Below are 16617 nucleotides of genomic sequence, written 5' to 3' on the forward strand. Positions count from 1 at the left end.
TGTGAATATGAGTTCTGCGAATATTACGCGCTTTTGCTCACTTCGTTCTTGCTTGTTCCATTGTAACATTAATTATTACAGTTTCAAACTTTAGTTATCCTCTTTATTACCACACTTGTGCAATAAACATGCAAAAAACGCCACCAGTTTTAGACCGGTGACGTTTTTACTAACTACTATTGGAGAAATAATAACTTATGGCGCACGTTTCGGTAACAACTTCACATACTCGTCAGACAGTTTCATCAGGCTGAGCACATGTTCATAATCGGAACGATACGGTTCCAAATCCGTTACCGGTTCATATGTTTTGAGTGAATAAGCTGTTCCATCGTCAAAGCCTGCACCTGGAATAAACATGATGTCATTGTTGACAAATGAACCCGTTGGCAAGTAATACCGGATACCGAAGGCATTGTGGTCCATGTTGAGCAAATCATGTCCTAAGGCAGTGAACTTCTCATCTTGAAGGGAAACACCCATCAGGTTCATGATCGTTGGCAACATATCCAACTGCCCGCCTGGCTGCTCGATCAATTGCCCCTTGGTCTGTTTCGGCGTGTGAATCATGAACGGGATGTTGAAACGACTTACTTTGCCGTCATAAGGAACGCCCAGATTGGCCTGAATTTGCTGTGTAATCTCTTCGTCAGCAGGCAGACCGAAATGGTCTCCGTAAAGCACTAGCGTTGTGTTATCCCATAATCCATTCGCCTTCAACTCATGAATGAGTTGACCGATGGCATAGTCCGTATAGTTGATCGCTTGCAGATAATCGTGAAGCAGTTTGTTCGTGATGGTCGCAGGAATCGTAATTCGTGCACGATCAGCGGGAACCGTAAACGGCGAGTGGCTTGATGCCGTAATGAACTGAGCATAGAACGGCTGATTCGCAGCCTGATGCGCAGTCATTTTTTCCACACCTACACGATATAACTCTTCATCCGATGGTCCAAAGTCATTGAATCTGTCATTCTCGAAGCTGGGCTTGTCGAAATAACGAGTGAATCCGAGTGCCGGATACATTTTGTTCCGGTTCCAAAAGGTGACGTCATTGACGTGGTACGTCTCGGACTCATATCCCTCTTTTCCTAATAACTTGGGAAGACTCGGCAGTTCACGGTCACTATACCCTGCTGACATGGGAACAACTCCGGTTGGATAGATAGATGTGTTCGACATGAACTCCGCGTCTGATGTGTTTCCCTGTCCGATCTGTTGGAAAAAATGAGAGAAATAATAGCTTTCTTTGGCCAGTTCATTCAGTACCGGCGTTAACTCTTGACCGTCCAATGAAGCATTAATCGGGAAATTCTGAAAGGACTCCAGTTGCAGTACAATCAGATTGCTGCCTTTGGCCTGACCAAAATATTTGGCTTTCACGGCTGTGCCGTCACTTGGTGTATCCTGATACGGATACTTGCTAACCAACTCATTGATCTTGGCGATCGTTTCGTTAATGTTGCCATTCGCAATGGCCTCATTCTCTTTGCTCGTCAGAATGGCGGACGATACCTGATAGTTCAGGAAACCGAGATTCTCGGCTCGAACCAACTCGTTATCAATCGTTTCACCTTTGACAATAAAACTGCCAGACAGCACGATGCAGAATGCAGCGGTAAGCGCAACGCCGAGTTTGCCCCAGTAACGTTTGCGAATTCTGCCGAACGTCAGACCGCTATCGCGGTAACTGTTGCGGTTACTTCCGCCGGAACGTCTGCGCATGATCAACCATAGTGGCAATGCCAGTACGATGTCTGCAAAAAACAGAAAGTGCTCCGTTCGTACCAGAGGTCCGATACTGCCTCGCACTTGAGCAACTTGCCCCAGCTCACTAAGCGCGGTATAGGTGGGTACCGAACTGAAATGAACGTTATACAGCGTAGCCGCGAACAGGACCAGAGAAAACAGAATATTGAATCCTCCGTATACTGCTCGCTTCCAGCCTTTGGGCACAATCAGATCCAGCAGGCATACCACGGTTAGTGCGCCTAATGCGTCAGTTAACAGACCGATGCCAGACAGACCCTGGAAAAAGAAATACCGCAGCAGTGATAACTTCAGCAGCATCAGAATGAATAACACGGCAAATAAGGTCCGTGATGAAGTTCGTTCATTTTTGGAATTATACATGGTCGCTTTCAACCCTTACCCTGAAATTTTACGTTCATTTTACAAAACGCATATTTCAGTATAACAGTTTTCTGGTTGCTATTCCATGGAAGTTCCGTGTAGGACATGGTGATTGTTACGCAATTGTGGATATATCTGCATTCTGTCTGATCGCACCCTCTCTCTGTCCCTTAATGGCTGCTTGTGCAGCCGAAATTCGCGCATAAGGGATCTGTTCAGGCAAACAACTTACGTAATCTAACCCAATCCGGTGGCAGAACGTAATGGACTCCAGATCCACAATATTTTCTCCACAGATCCCTGTCTTCAGATAAGGTTTACGAATCCGACCCTGAACAACCGCCATCTCCACCAGTTGTCCAACGCCCTCCGTGTCCAGCACATGGAATGGATTATTCGTTACCTTACGAGAGTCTTTATCACGTTGAAGGAATCGCTTCTCGGCTTCTTGGCGGCTATATCCAAACGTCTTCTCTGTCAGCTCATCCGCGCCAAACGAGAAAAAGTCTGCCTGCCGAGCAATGTGAGTCGCCGTCAGCGCCGCTCTCGGAGCTTCGATCATCGCCCCCACTTTATAGTGACAATGCCGCTTCTCCTCACCAAGCACTTGGTCAGCCACATGATCTACCAGATCTCTCATCTCCTGAAGTTCATGCACATGACCAATCTGCGGAATCATAATCTCCGGACGTACCCACCAACCTTGACGGATGCCTTTCACCGCTGCGCGGAATATTGCTTCCAGCTGCATATCAACGATTTCCGGGAACACCGTACTCAGACGACAAGCCTGTTGCCCCGGTGTCGGATTACTTTCATGAAGTTCACTGACTCTGCGAATTACACGCTCCAGTTCCTCCAGTTCATTCTGATGGTCTTTTGATTCCTGCTGCTCCTCTGCTTGTAACCACTCGCGCCGTTTCTCCAACACTCCCTGATCCGGTAGCAGTTCATGTAACGGCAAGTCGAGTAATCGAATGGTTACCGGGTATCCATCCATCGCTTCGAATATCTGTTCAAAATCAGACTGCTGCATCGGTAACAGACGCTCCAACCCCCGCCTGCGCTCAGATTCACTGTCTGCCAGGATCATTTTTTGTACAAAAGGTAACCGCGCAGGTGACAACAGCATGTTCTCCGTCCTGCACAGACCTATTCCCTCAGCCCCCAATTTCCGTGCTGTCATGGCATCCTGTGGTCGATCAGCATTGGCAAGTATCGTCAACTCTTTAACTTCATCAGCCCATTCGAGCAGTAGTTGCAGGTCTGATGATGAAGGCGAACCTAAGTTATTCTTAGATGCTGGACACTCTGCATTCGTTACTGGCTGGATCTGTGTGGGAAGATTTCCAATACTCTCTTCTTTTCTAGAATCTGTGTAATGCTTCAGCACTTCCGTGATATGCGCAGGTTGGATGCGAAGAAGTGCATCCTCCTTGGTGATGAGTCCTTCATGGACAAAATCCACATTACTCCTCAGTGTGGCTGTTGAGGATAATCGGGCGGGCTGAGTCTGCGCAACATACAACACGCCAGATTCGATCAAAAAGGTGATTTCCTGCACTTCGCCCTTACGCGTCTCCAACTGGCTACCTATCTCCAGCAAACGTGCGTACAGCTCAGGTTCATCATTCCGTAAACGCTCCAGACCGTGATCTGTTTGGCTGGCGTTCCCGGTTGGGACGTATTGTCCAGTGACTCCCCTTTTTCCTGTAAGTAGATTGCGCGTATATATTGTTCCGGTCCCGCTTAAGTTTCCGCATGTTCCATGCATCATCGTCTGTATAAGAACAGGAGCGCTTTGCTCCGAAGAAATATAATATGGTTTACGCATGATCTCGTCCTGAGATCTGGATGCTTTAATACGTTGTGAATGATGTACCGCACGTATTGCTTCTTTGAATTGAATTTGAACATCTTGAGGAAAAGGGTTACGTCCCTTCGCTTCAATTAAATATTTTAATTCCGTAATGGTTAATTCAAGTTCAGCTTCATCCTGACCCTTGACGTGACTCGATATTTCTGTGAAAAATTCAGATGGAATTGCATATACCAGCTGTCCATATTCCTTTAAGTAATCTAGATAACATTGAAGTGCATACAACCGATCACCGGTTTGACGTGCGAGTCCTTCCACAGTAACATCATTCAGACCAACATTGAGCAGTGATTGTGTCGAAGCTGATGATGTTCGATCCTGGTCCTGGTCCGTGCGTACCGCGAGTAGTAGCGGATTCTCCGAATGTCCGAAGAACTTGCCGGTTTGCTGTTCCAGATGCCGGATAGCGTTAACAATCTCTTCCTCTCCTTCACCGGTAAGATGTCCAAGACGGGTACAGAACTCGCGACAGCATTCCGTTGTGACCGCAAATCCGGCTGGGACAGACCACCCTGCAAGGATAAGTTCTGCAAGATCAGCCCCTTTACTGCCCATTAGCCCTTTCATCTCTGCCGTACCTTCTTCCAACAGAATTACCCGTTTTGTCATTACAGCTCTCCCATCCGCCATTTATGGCTATGCTTGAAGACCTCAATCCCTGCGTTACAGATCAGCCTTCTTCTAATGGTATGTCGCAATCTTTCAGTCAAGGACATCCGCTTTCGCATTTTGTGCTCGTTATCCTGTTTTTTTGTAAACGCTACACTAAATTCAGATGAAACAAGCCTTTTGAGCAGTTGTATTGGCTCAATCGTCGTAGTGATCAGGATCGTTCAACACACGAGGCCGCAAAGATATTTTTGTAGTTTGTCGCTCATGTGATTCCACCATTGTTTTAATTTTGGAGACGAAAAAGACCGCCAAATAAATGACGGTCAGGCTTCTGATTATTAAAATAGATATTTGAAAAATAAAACTGTACCAAGAACACCTATTACCAAAAACATAATTGCTGAGTTCCGATATTTCTTCCACATCCGAATGGCATTAGCAATATTTAGAATGCCTAGTGCAAGCATGCTAATACGAGAATCTACTTGAAACAAGTTGATTATCAGCATAATGGCAACTACTATCGAGGTACACCAGAACCAAATTGGAATTTTATCCTTGATCATTACTCTTCTCCTTTAGGTTGCATCCTATCTTTTGTAGTATATTCCACAACCTAATTAAATTCCCTTTATTTGGTCTATTAATCAAACAGATTATAGATTAACCAAAAAGGCAGTACCCGTAGATTCTTAGCGTGCCCGCGAATTACATCACAAAATTTTGATAGTATTTGAAAAGATTATGATCTCTTGAACTAAACATCTCTAAGATAATACATTATCAAGCCATAAACCGCAGAATATCCTCAATCTTCTTCCCATGCGAGATCACACCGTAGTTCATCCACGACATGAAATCCACTTCATACATATTACCACTCTTCACCGCAGGCAGGTGTTTCCATTCATCCCTTTCGAGCAGTTTGCGCTCATCTCCAGGTTTAGCAGAATTTCCAGTGTCAAATGTAATCAACAAGTGATCCGCATTAAGCTGACTTAACTGCTCCAATCCAATGAGAATCCTCCGCTCGTGTCTTGTCCATCGCTGCACACGGGAGTGAGGAGTCAATCCAAGATCCTGATAAATTACAGGCCCGACGTAGCCCTGCTGATCCCCATAGAGGGTAATATCCGATGCAGATATACGTAAAAAAGCTACCGTCTGACCACGCATATAACGTGCTAACCTTCCTTTGGCTTCCATTGCCTTGTCTTCATACGCACCGATTACATCCTGAACCCGACTCACCTTCCCCAACACATCGGCTGTGGATTTCAAAATGGAGCGCCAATCCTCTCCCAAATGATCCACGTAAAATGTAGGTGCTACCTGCTCGAAGCGATCTAGATTCCATCGATCATATCCTTTGTCCAGCATGATAAAGTCAGGTACATTGCCCAGATTAAACTGAGCATCCTGCTTGCTCACATCAAATTCGGGTACATCATCCAACTCCAAATATTGCTGTCTGCCCCAGGAATGATGCGAACATTGCAATACGGGTTTTACGCCAAGAGCCAACACAAAGTCTTCCAGATACGGAGCAAAGACACGAACCTCTTGACGGTGATGACGGCGGTACAATCCAGGTGAAATACCCGCATATTGCTTGAAACGGCGACCAAAATAATACTCGCTGCTGAATCCTACATTCTGAGCAATTTCATGGATGCGATCATCCGTCAGCTGCAATAGTTGTTTCGAGCGCTCCAACCGAACGGTATTCACATAATCAAGCGGAAGCTTGCCTGTAATTTTTTTGAATTGCCGAGTATAGCTGGCTCTAGTAAGACCAATATCTGCCGCGAGCTCATCCACGGTTATCATTTGATCATAGTGGTCGCCAATATAACGAATTGAACTTTGAAGACGTGCACGTTCATCTGGTGCTTCGATTTCAGGATTACTCTGGCTAAGCAAAGCACGGAACCACTCCTGGAAACGAAGCTGCACCTCCCATTGCTCCAGCCAATCGCCAGTGATCTGTTGACGCAGTATTTGTTCCAAGGATTCCAGACAGGAACTCCACGGGCTGTAATTCAGCTGCATAAGAGGTAGTATTCTCGGAGAATCTGTACTTTGGGGAGGTTCCTGCTGCTCCTCCATGTTTCTTCTAGACAAAGCGTTCGAAGACTCTTCTTTCAACTCAGCGACCATCAAATCAAGCTTATAGTATTGCAATTCATTTTCAGTCCAAGTAGAACCTTCTATTTTAATGGATGTTCCAGCGGGAACAAACATAATCATTCCTTTTTCCAAATGAACTTCCCGATCTGAGCAAAGCATTGAACCCTTCCCAGACGTTACAACGAATAGAGAGTGGGAAGACGATATTCTGTATAGCAAACGTTTATCAATATGTGATGTGTTGTGATCTACGTATTCCATATGTTGAAGCGTGCATAGCCAGGGCTTGGGAATCCATTGTATTATCGTGGGGCACATGTTCATCTTCCTTAACTGAGAATTGTTATCATTTAAAACAGTGTATACGAAAAAAGAAAGCTCTTCAACCCTGGCTGAAGAACTTTCTTATGGGATCATGCTCGAATCAATTTCATGACTCACTAAAAATGGATTAAGGTCTTATGAAATTGATTCACTTATGGAGTCATTTTTTCCAAGAGATCATCGATTTTCATGGAATTTGCTGTAATCGCACCTGATTGCCAATGTGATCTTTCCATAATGTACACCTGATTATTTTTAACCGCCGGAAGCGATTGCCACAACTTGCTGTCGAGTACCTTCAAGGCTTCCTTGTTCTCTGGAGATGACCATTCCCCATTGGAAGGGAAAATAATAAGGTGATCCGCATCAAGCTGCGGAATTGCTTCTTCTGACAGGATCTCCTGGTAGTCCTCCATTTTACTTACCAGTGGATGAGGTGTCAGACCTAACTCTGAATAGATAAATCCGGTGTAGCGATTTTTGATGCCGAACAACGCCAGCGTGTTATCGTTAACATTCAACCGGACAACCGCAACAGTCTCGTCCCCGACCGCTTCCTGCAACTTCGACTTGGCATCCGCAATTTTAGCCTCAAATGCCTTCGAAACTTCTTCACCCTTATCCGGTTTACCTACAACATCGGCAATGGCTGTCAAGACTTGATTGGAATCCTGCAGAATGCCTTCAGGTAGACGATACGTCGGTGCTACCTTGGAATACATCTCATATTTCTCCGCATCCACTACACCATCCACAATAATGAGATCCGGATCATATTCCAACAAAGCTTCAATACTTCCTGTTATATCAAATTGCGGAACGTCCAGTTTTAAATACTCCTGCACACCCCACAAAGGATGATACCACTGCACTACAGGTGTAATATCGAGCGCCTTCAGATAATCTTCTACATATATTCCAGCAATCCGCTGTGGTTGAACCGGAATCGTCACATCTCCAAATTCATCCTGTACAACCCGTGTAGCAGGCTCTGTCTCGGTTTCAGTAGTATTTTCTCCAGAAGCTGCACTTTCAGTTGCAGGAGTCTGTTCCGCATTCGTTGCGGTATTTGTACTACATCCTGAAATAACTAGACCCATGAGCAGTAATGTAATCGCCCACCCTTTGAAACCTTTAATAAAACCTACCATGATACCCTTCACCCCTATGTGATCTGTTGATGTAACCATGAGAATGTTTTACATATAATGATTATCATTCTCATTTATTGCTTAGGTGAATTGTACCTCATGCTTCAGCCGACTCACAATGTACATTTGATGCTATTTTTTTATACAAACGGAAACAACCCTGTTCGTCCTCCCCCGCTTATCGCAGGGGCAATCGACCTTGACGATAACTCTCCAATAGCTGATTCACAAAGGAATCTTGCATCACATCCTGTAACAGTGCAGCGCCAATTAAACCCATATCATCACTCACATACCCCGCTAACTCAGGTTCGTCGGTGAGAGCTAAGGTCTGTTTGAACGCCTGTTCCCTACCTGCGCGCAGCACCTCTTCTTCAGCCACAGCGGAAGCTTGAACCCATCGTTCAAAGGATTTCATCCACTCGTCAGCAAATGCAGGGGCATCCCTTTCATCCAGGTAAATTTCCACATCCAATCCTTCGAATGTCTGCTGGGTCAGAATCCGTCCCTCGTTGAGATCCAACAGTAGCTTCTCCACATCCGTTTTGCTCATTGATCTCCCCTCCAGTTCATCATCATGTCAAATACATCTCAGGTATAACAAAACGCTTCATCATTCGATTAGGATCGGCTGTAAAATGATCCAATTGAAGTTCCTCATATTCGCTAAGGATACTTTCAAAGATACCAGCGATCACACCACAATCTGCCAAAGCATTGTGCCTGTGAATTCCATCTGTATTCAGATCATAATACCGAATTAGAAAATCTGTAGAAACGACCTCGTTAATCTCAGGATGAATGTAAGTAAACATCGCTTTTGTATCCAACACCGGGTTGGTCAACATCGGGAGACCATATTCATCACAATGCCGCTTCAAGATGGGCAGGTCATACTCATATCCGGCTTGTGTCACAAGAACGTTATCCCCAATGAACTCCAGAAAGGTCTGAAATGCTTCTACGAACGAAGGAGCCTCCAACATATCCTCATTCGAAATGCCTGTTAATTTCGCCACAGGTTCTGGTATAGGTTTGTTCGCGCGTGTAAGTGAAGAAAATGTTGTATTACATTGTTGTCCTCTTTGGTAATGCATCGCACCAAATTGTGTCACACTCTCCACCACAGGATTAATGCCCGTACCCTCGAGATCAAATATACAGTACATTCTATCCTGTAATGAAGATACGCTTAGATTTTCAATAAAGTATGTATCAGGCAACAGCGTAATTTTCATCTGTCCGACTCACTCCTCTCCAATCTCATCCTGGCTAATGCCTGTCTCATATACAGTTCTGTTACTCCCACAATCGAGTGACCTGAACCAACTTGTGCGTTCCGTCAAAATCTAACTTGTAGATGTCCGGCATTGAAGTACTCTCCCAGAAGTCATACCCGTACGAAGCGTCATAGTGTTGAAAAATAAGCGTCATCACGTCTCCATGTGTTCCGATGACTACCTTCTGACCCGTATGTTTATCCAGAATTCTCTCGATCACTGCTACTGCTCTTAAGCGAGCCTGTTCACCAGACTCTCCTCCAGGATACGCATACGTAGGATCACAGTACAACCGCTGCTTGGCTTCACGAAAATGATCATGCCTCACATCCGAACTCGATAACTGGCGTTCACGCAGATCTTCCTCCGTCACCACAATTCCACCTGACTGATCTGCCAGAATCTGAATCGTATCCACCGCCCGTCTGTATGGACTGGAATAGAAAAGTTGAATCTGCTCCCCATGGAGCAGACTGGCAACCGTTCTCGCATCCTGATGACCTTGTTCTGTCAGCCCACGCTCGCGCTCCTGTCCTTCAACATATCGAGACTCCGCATGTCTAACAAAATACAATACCGTGCTGGACTCGCTCATCATCCGTCCGCCAACCCTTTCTTCTTCTCAATGACGATCAGGCAGGTGCTGTCTGGCAAAGGCGCAAGCTCGCCATCTTCGTTCATGAAGATCACTCGTTCTCCGAGTGCTTCTGTGTACCCCTCCTGAAGAAAATGTTCGAAGGTGATAATCTCGGCTTGTTCGCCTAGCGCTTCTCGAATACAGTTCTCATAGGCAGTTGGCGTAAATATACCGAACTGTTCCTGAATCTCATGTACATATGCCTCTTCGCCCCACGTATACGTATAGAGAAATTCCATCGCATCGTTAATCGGCAGTACAACCTCGTTGTCTGAGACCCGCTCATATTCAATTGCACGTCCCTGAAAATCTTCTGCATACCGCTCCAGCCAGCGCATCCCATCAGCTTCCAGGAAACGAATCCGGCGCTTCTGTGCTTCCGGTTCACTCATGATGCCATCCCGAATCAGAATTCTTCCGCCAGGTGACAGCACACGGAATGAACTTCTCAGCGCTGCCGCGACTGTGTCGGAATTAAATTTTCGGCCATCAAGTTCAATATATGAATATAATTCATGCAGAATGGATGAAAAAATAACCGTATCCACGGTGCCTGGCTGCACATATTGCTCCAGTTGCAGGGCATCGCCCTTCATGACTTGCCATCTGTGTCCCTCGCGCTGTTTTTTGCGCTCCAGCGCTTCAATGACATTGGCTGAGATATCGATACCGATTGGCTCCACTTCCGGTTTTTCCTGCTCAATCAGATCCAGCAGAATTCCTCCACCTGGACCAATATCCAGTACCCGTTTACCAACGATATAGTCCAGCAGCACTTTTTTGTAATCACCGGAACTGTTCATATCGGACAAATACGTCTCTTCGTTATGGAACCGATCATAGGCATCCCGGCGCAACCCGAACAGATCGAATAAAAGCAGCACAGCCTTCTCATATAACGGCGACTTTTCCGCTTCAATACAGAAAGCGATCAATTTCTCCGCCGCTGGGGAAAATTCAAAGGTCACGAATAATGTATCCGGCAGATTCGTATGACGTTCAATCCGATGGGTTAGATGAGGATAAACGATCTGCTCCCCTGACGCAATCTGTTCCCATGAATACTGTTCCAAATATTTTTCAATCATTCGTTTCTTGTAAATATTCAGCTTCTTGACGCCTTTATAGTCGTAATACATCGTATTCATCAATGGTTCGAAGCTAATATGGCGGACTATATCGGATTGACTCTCCAAAAATGTTGGATTCATACTTTCGCTGCGAAGCGTCAGAAGGAACACTTTCACCATCTCCTGCAACGAAAAATCCTGCATGGCCGACTCCACGTACCACAGAGTACGATGCGCCAGCGGAGCCAGAATTGGTTCCACATCCATTTCCGTTTGAAGTTTGGCATAAGCCTCGTCCATAGCTTCTCCTTGCCGTATGGATGAACTTCTTAAACGGGATAACCGTTCCTTCACGCTCCAGTCCTCATGATCCGGTCCGGCGATAATCCAGCCTACAATTCGCTGTACCTCAGCACAAACCTGATTCCATAGCGCTGGATCAACACCTGCAATAATGCACTCATTTAATGCCATCAGTATGGTGTGCAGTTCATCTGTAGTTAGCCATCCTTTGACGATCAAGGCGTGAAGCGGCGCATTCTCGGCAAATGGAATCTCGCCGCGTATGTATTGGCCGATAAGTCCATGCGTAGCAATTAGCGTACGAATAATCTCATGCCTTGGTGTGTGTGAAGGCGGCGCAGTATGCTCGCTTATATCTGCATTCTTACTTAGAGCAGCACTCGTAGAACCAAGTTGAGTTATACTCGCCTCCTTGCTTTTACCGATTTCGTTATCCAGCTGGTCTGCCCCTGCGTATAGATCATATAACTGGGCTGACCCCACATTGTGCACAAACAGGTTAACGCCCTGCTTTTGCCATATTCGCCGCTGCTCCCGTGATCCGGCCTTCGCCGTCTCTGACCAGATTAATACGTCCTCCAGAATTTCTCGCACCCAAAAAGAAACCTGAAGTTTCTCCAGCACGTGCAGTGTATGCTCAGTGTAATCCAACACCGGATTCGTACCCTCAAGTTCGGCAATGGAATGAATGCGTTCGAGGTTAATATGGGGCTTCTCCGCCGCTGCCAGCAGTTGCAGCCATTGCTGCTGGGCTTCCGGCATGTTACCTGACTTATATGATTGTATGGCCTTTAATGAATGCAGCATGAATTCGTCCCCTCTCTTTCTCTACCCTTTTTATATAATATAGTTAGATTCGTCTAGCCGACGAAGTATTTCCTGAACAAACTTGAGCAGCTGTTCCGCCTCTTGAGCAGGCAGATCCTCGTCAAGACGCGCTGCAGCAACTGGCAGCATCCAGGATTCAACCGTTTCCCGGGAAATCCCGGAAAGATGTATATAGTGATTAATGTAATATTCGACCAGTGATTCACGAGCCATTTCAAAACCCATTCGTATCGCAGGCTCCGTATCTTCCGGCAAAGTGCCGCTCATTAATATTACCCAACTTCGAGCCACATCACCCGCAGGATCACCCGACATGCCAGTCATCCAATCGATGACCCAGTATTGATCGCCAGCTTCACTCAGCATCACGTTATCGGGGTGAAAATCGCCATGACAGATCTGCTGTTGATCAGGCAGTGTTGTTAAGTAAGAAAGTATTCGTGCTTTATCATTCTCCGACAATAATTGGACATTGCGGATCGCTCCCGATAAAATCTGTTTCTGAGAGTGAAGTGTTGCTTCATCATCTCTCTTGCAATGAAGTCTGTAATGGCACTCGGCCATTTTGGATGAGAGCTGCTCTAGTAACTCCGGTTGCTGAATGATAAGTGATAACAGGGTAATCCCCTGGATTCGCTCAAAAACAATGCCAGCACGCGAAGTAGTATGTTCTATCAAGGATACTGCCTGTGGGACGGGGAGTCCTTTTTTGAATGCCAACTCACTTATTCTAAATTCATTCTGGACGGCTTCGATTGGAAAATCCATTCGATATAACTTCATAATGTGCTCGTTCGAATACGCATAGATTTCCGCAGTTCTTCCCTGACCAATTCGCTCCATACCTACCCTCCATTTACTTAAACTCACTGCCTCTGACTTTGGAGAAAACCATACAATCGACCAGCGTACCTGTGCTGTCCCGCCGCATCTTGCGCAGTATTCCTTCCAGCGTATAACCCGCTCGTTCGGCTACTTTGGCACTTCGTACATTCCTGGCATCACAGCGGATCTCCAGCCGGTTAGCCTCCAGATGCGTAATGGCAAATTGCTCAATGCCTCTCACCGCTTCCGTCATCAAACCCTCACCAGCTCGCGATGTTCGAATCCAGTAACCGATCTCAAAACAGCGTGCATTCCAGTCAATGCGATGTAGCCCGCTGCTGCCTACGAATTCATCCGTATGTCTATCACGCAAATGTAACATCATGTCGGTACGCTCCAGATATTGCAGTCTTGCTTTGCGAACAGTCACTTCGGACTCTTCCAATGACGGGATCTTCTCGGCAAAAGGCAACCACAACCGCAGTTGTTCCGCACTTTCACGGACCGCTTCATTCACAGCCTTGCCATCTCCCCACTGCGGGGCACGAATCATGAGACGTTCTGTGTAGAAGCTCTCGGGAATCGTTAGCATGATCGGATTTAATGAAGACGATTCTGTCATCGTTATACCTACTCCTCCACTTGAAAAATAGAATCAATGATCAGCGGCAAATTATCCCTCACAGATACGGCACCGAATACCGAACGGGCGTGTACCCCCTGATCCCCAAATACCTCCATCATCAGATCCGAGAATCCATTCAGCACTTTATGATGCTCCTGATACGAAGCAGACGCATTAATGAAGCCCTGCACTTTAACCACTCTCTTCACCCGATCCAGTGAACCCAGCACGTCTCGAACGACAGCGAGCACCTCCAGTCCAGCATTTCGGGCAAAATCATATCCCTGCTCTGTTGTGAAGTCTGATCCCAGTTTGCCACGTTCAGAGGTATCAGGTCCTTTCCCGGATACGTACATGATTCCATTGACAATAACGGCATTGGCATATTTTGCTGCGGGGGCACTGGCCTGTGGTAAAATGATCCCCAGTTCATTCAATCTTGCTTCAATCATCGTATATTCTCTCCCTCTTTTACGGTCCTCACAGAACCCGATTCCTTGTATTCCTGTCGGTAGACTCTTGGTGATACCTGAACGGTACGTTTGAACATCTTGCCAAAATGAGAGAAGTTACTGAACCCCGCAAGCCAGGCGATGTCTGTAATGGATTCTTCACTTTCTCGCAGTAAACGCTGTGCTTCCTTCACCCGTAACAGATTCAGATAATCACTGAAGGTAAAGCCCGTCGTTTGTTTGAACAATCGACTCAGGTAATGCGGACTAATGCGAAACATACCCCCCACCTCCGGTAGTGTCAGTGGTTTCTGATAGTTCTCATTCAGGTAACGTACGACGGCCTGTGTCTTGGGATGAAGAACCGGCTCACGATCATCGGAGCATAACCGGCCAACATCCTGATTTCGATAGGCATGCAGCAACAATTCAATAGCCCGGTGACGAAGCAACAGGTTGCTTCCGGGTTGGGGACGAAGCATTTCATCCACCATCTCGCTAACCATCCGCTCCAAAACCTCCGTGACCTGTGAAGGAAATCTTACAATGGGAATCTCCCAACAGAAGGGTTCCTTCAAGCCTTCAACTAACTCCGCGGAAATAGCTATGGCTGCAAAAAGCTCAGGCTTCAAATACAGCACCATTCGTTCATGGTCGGGCATACCGCTCTCCAATGTCTTGTGAACCGTATTGCGGTCAACAAACACCAGATCGCCAGCCTTGACCCGATAAGTCCGGTCCTTGATGAAATAAATACGCTCGCCAGACAACAGATAATACAACTCATAATGATCATGCAGGTGGTCATCCGTCATCGAGAAATACCCAATGCGACGATCATATTCGATGTGCAGCAAATCCGTGGGATCATGAAAATCTGCACGAAAAGGTTCTGTCATGTCTCCCTCTCTCCTTTCCATAAATTATAGCAAAATATGCGGCATTTGAAAGCGGTTACGCATAAAATGCGGCGAAAGAAGTACTCCCTTGTTATAGTCTAGAGCTATATTCAAGGAGGCGATAGACATGAGTAACAAGAAACGTTATGTATTAGTTGGAACCGGCGGCCGCGCCGAATTTTTTTATGGTGCTTTGACCCGGGATTACAGGGATACATCCGAGCTTGTCGGCTTTTGCGATATAAATCAAGTCCGTATGAACTACGCGAATCAACTATTGAAGGAAAAGTACGAGTATCCTGAGGTACCCACTTATCCTGCAGATCAGTTTGATCAGATGATTGAGAACGAGAAACCTGATTATGTCATCGTAACGAGCGTTGACCGCACCCATCACAAGTACATCATTCGTGCCATGGAACTGGGTTGTGACGTTGTTACCGAAAAACCGATGACCATCGATGAGGAGAAATGTCAGGAGATTCTGGATGCCGTCAAGCGGACTGGCCAGAACGTCAGAGTCACCTTTAACTACCGTTATGCACCGCACCACACTAAAATTCGGGAACTTATTTTGAATGATACCATTGGGAAAGTCACTTCCGTTCACTTTGAATGGCTGCTGAATACCCGCCACGGGGCAGATTACTTCCGCCGCTGGCATCGGGACAAGCGTAATAGCGGCGGACTGCTCGTTCACAAATCCACCCATCACTTCGACTTGGTGAATTTCTGGATTGGCTCACAGCCGGATACCGTGTTCGCATTCGGTGATCTGATGTATTACGGCAGAGAAAACGCAGAAGAACGCGGTGTAACGCAGTTCTACAACCGGGCAACTGGCAACCCGATCGCGAAGGATGACCCTTTTGCACTGCATTTGGATTCGGATGCTCATATGAAGTCCATGTATCTGGATGCTGAATCAGAAGATGGTTACCAGCGCGATCAGAGCGTATTCGGGGATGGCATCAACATTGAGGATACGATGGGCGTTCTTGTGAAGTATCGGAACAAAGCGATTCTGACCTACTCCCTCGTTGCCTACCAGCCATGGGAAGGTTACCGCATTGCCATTAATGGCACCAAAGGCCGGATTGAAATGAACATTGTGGAGCAATCCTATGTCAATTCATTGGGTGACAAGAGCAAGGAAGGTGCTTTGATCGGTAAAACGTTGCGGGTTCTCCCGATGTTCGATGCGCCATATGAGGTTGAAGTGGAAGAGAAAGCAGGTGGACATGGCGGAGGTGACCCGGTTCTGCTGAATGATCTGTTCGGAGAGCCTGTAGAAGATCCGTTCCATCGTGCTGCTAACCACGTAGACGGTGCCAGATCCATTCTGACTGGGATTGCGGCCAATCGCGCCATTTCCACGGGCTTGCCTGTCAACGTCAATAATCTGGTTCGTTTCTAAGTCTCCCAGATCTTCACTACATTATTAATTTCATTTAAAGGCTGCGCATGTT

At 46.3% G+C, this 16617-nt stretch carries 13 protein-coding genes; 1 reads left to right on the forward strand and 12 read right to left on the reverse strand.

Annotated features, from left to right (window positions below):
* Nucleotides 1-195: 195 nt before the first annotated feature.
* The 12 genes from HF638_RS25675 to HF638_RS25730 form a co-directional block, all read right to left on the reverse strand.
* Nucleotides 196-2133 carry an LTA synthase family protein gene (locus HF638_RS25675; protein WP_169482821.1) on the reverse strand — a complete coding sequence of 646 codons (1938 nt, stop codon included), beginning with the start codon at nt 2131-2133 and terminating at the stop codon, nt 196-198.
* A 115-nt stretch (nt 2134-2248) separates the two neighbouring features.
* Nucleotides 2249-4621, reverse strand: a complete 2373-nt coding sequence (locus HF638_RS25680; RefSeq protein ID WP_169482822.1) for a putative PEP-binding protein — start codon at nt 4619-4621, stop codon at nt 2249-2251.
* Between the two features lie 786 nt (nt 4622-5407).
* Nucleotides 5408-6886, reverse strand: a complete 1479-nt coding sequence (locus HF638_RS25685; RefSeq protein ID WP_169482823.1) for an AraC family transcriptional regulator — start codon at nt 6884-6886, stop codon at nt 5408-5410.
* A gap of 344 nt (nt 6887-7230) precedes the next feature.
* Complete coding sequence (locus tag HF638_RS25690; RefSeq protein WP_169482824.1) at nt 7231-8229, reverse strand: ABC transporter substrate-binding protein; 999 nt, start codon at nt 8227-8229, stop codon at nt 7231-7233.
* 178 nt (nt 8230-8407) lie between these two features.
* Complete coding sequence (locus HF638_RS25695) at nt 8408-8782, reverse strand: hypothetical protein (RefSeq protein ID WP_169482825.1); 375 nt, start codon at nt 8780-8782, stop codon at nt 8408-8410.
* 22 nt (nt 8783-8804) lie between these two features.
* On the reverse strand, nt 8805-9467 hold the full coding sequence (locus HF638_RS25700) for a 3'-5' exonuclease (RefSeq protein ID WP_169482826.1): 663 nt from the start codon (nt 9465-9467) through the stop codon (nt 8805-8807).
* Nucleotides 9468-9528: 61 nt separating this feature from the next.
* Nucleotides 9529-10104 carry a histidine phosphatase family protein gene (locus tag HF638_RS25705; protein ID WP_169482827.1) on the reverse strand — a complete coding sequence of 192 codons (576 nt, stop codon included), beginning with the start codon at nt 10102-10104 and terminating at the stop codon, nt 9529-9531.
* On the reverse strand, nt 10104-12326 hold the full coding sequence (locus HF638_RS25710; protein ID WP_169482828.1) for a class I SAM-dependent methyltransferase: 2223 nt from the start codon (nt 12324-12326) through the stop codon (nt 10104-10106). The genes HF638_RS25705 and HF638_RS25710 overlap by 1 nt, the downstream gene beginning before the upstream one ends.
* A 30-nt stretch (nt 12327-12356) precedes the next feature.
* Entirely contained in the window at nt 12357-13190 is an 834-nt protein-coding gene (locus HF638_RS25715) for a phosphotransferase family protein (RefSeq protein WP_169482829.1), read from the reverse strand.
* A 13-nt stretch (nt 13191-13203) separates the two neighbouring features.
* Entirely contained in the window at nt 13204-13794 is a 591-nt protein-coding gene (locus tag HF638_RS25720; protein ID WP_169482830.1) for a GNAT family N-acetyltransferase, read from the reverse strand.
* Between the two features lie 8 nt (nt 13795-13802).
* A complete protein-coding gene (locus HF638_RS25725) occupies nt 13803-14249 on the reverse strand; it encodes a RidA family protein (protein WP_047842646.1) in 447 nt (148 codons plus the stop codon).
* Complete coding sequence (locus HF638_RS25730; RefSeq protein WP_169482831.1) at nt 14246-15148, reverse strand: AraC family transcriptional regulator; 903 nt, start codon at nt 15146-15148, stop codon at nt 14246-14248. The genes HF638_RS25725 and HF638_RS25730 overlap by 4 nt, the downstream gene beginning before the upstream one ends.
* 127 nt (nt 15149-15275) lie before the next feature.
* On the opposite strand from HF638_RS25730, the gene HF638_RS25735 reads away from it, so the two are divergent.
* Complete coding sequence (locus tag HF638_RS25735) at nt 15276-16565, forward strand: Gfo/Idh/MocA family oxidoreductase (protein ID WP_169482832.1); 1290 nt, start codon at nt 15276-15278, stop codon at nt 16563-16565.
* Nucleotides 16566-16617 lie beyond the last annotated feature (52 nt).

The organism is Paenibacillus sp. SZ31 (assembly GCF_012912005.1).
Lineage (GTDB): Bacteria > Bacillota > Bacilli > Paenibacillales > Paenibacillaceae > Paenibacillus.

What these genes read in the sequence shown, in the direction of transcription:
- HF638_RS25700 (WP_169482826.1), bottom strand. Translation starts at nt 9,467, where the DNA reads ATGAAAATTACGCTGTTGCCTGATACATACTTTATTGAAAATCTAAGC.
- HF638_RS25710 (WP_169482828.1), bottom strand. Translation starts at nt 12,326, where the DNA reads ATGCTGCATTCATTAAAGGCCATACAATCATATAAGTCAGGTAACATG.
- HF638_RS25695 (WP_169482825.1), bottom strand. Translation starts at nt 8,782, where the DNA reads ATGAGCAAAACGGATGTGGAGAAGCTACTGTTGGATCTCAACGAGGGA.
- HF638_RS25675 (WP_169482821.1), bottom strand. Translation starts at nt 2,133, where the DNA reads ATGTATAATTCCAAAAATGAACGAACTTCATCACGGACCTTATTTGCC.
- HF638_RS25690 (WP_169482824.1), bottom strand. Translation starts at nt 8,229, where the DNA reads ATGGTAGGTTTTATTAAAGGTTTCAAAGGGTGGGCGATTACATTACTG.
- HF638_RS25705 (WP_169482827.1), bottom strand. Translation starts at nt 10,104, where the DNA reads ATGAGCGAGTCCAGCACGGTATTGTATTTTGTTAGACATGCGGAGTCT.
- HF638_RS25720 (WP_169482830.1), bottom strand. Translation starts at nt 13,794, where the DNA reads ATGACAGAATCGTCTTCATTAAATCCGATCATGCTAACGATTCCCGAG.
- HF638_RS25730 (WP_169482831.1), bottom strand. Translation starts at nt 15,148, where the DNA reads ATGACAGAACCTTTTCGTGCAGATTTTCATGATCCCACGGATTTGCTG.
- HF638_RS25680 (WP_169482822.1), bottom strand. Translation starts at nt 4,621, where the DNA reads ATGACAAAACGGGTAATTCTGTTGGAAGAAGGTACGGCAGAGATGAAA.
- HF638_RS25715 (WP_169482829.1), bottom strand. Translation starts at nt 13,190, where the DNA reads ATGGAGCGAATTGGTCAGGGAAGAACTGCGGAAATCTATGCGTATTCG.
- HF638_RS25725 (WP_047842646.1), bottom strand. Translation starts at nt 14,249, where the DNA reads ATGATTGAAGCAAGATTGAATGAACTGGGGATCATTTTACCACAGGCC.
- HF638_RS25735 (WP_169482832.1), top strand. Translation starts at nt 15,276, where the DNA reads ATGAGTAACAAGAAACGTTATGTATTAGTTGGAACCGGCGGCCGCGCC.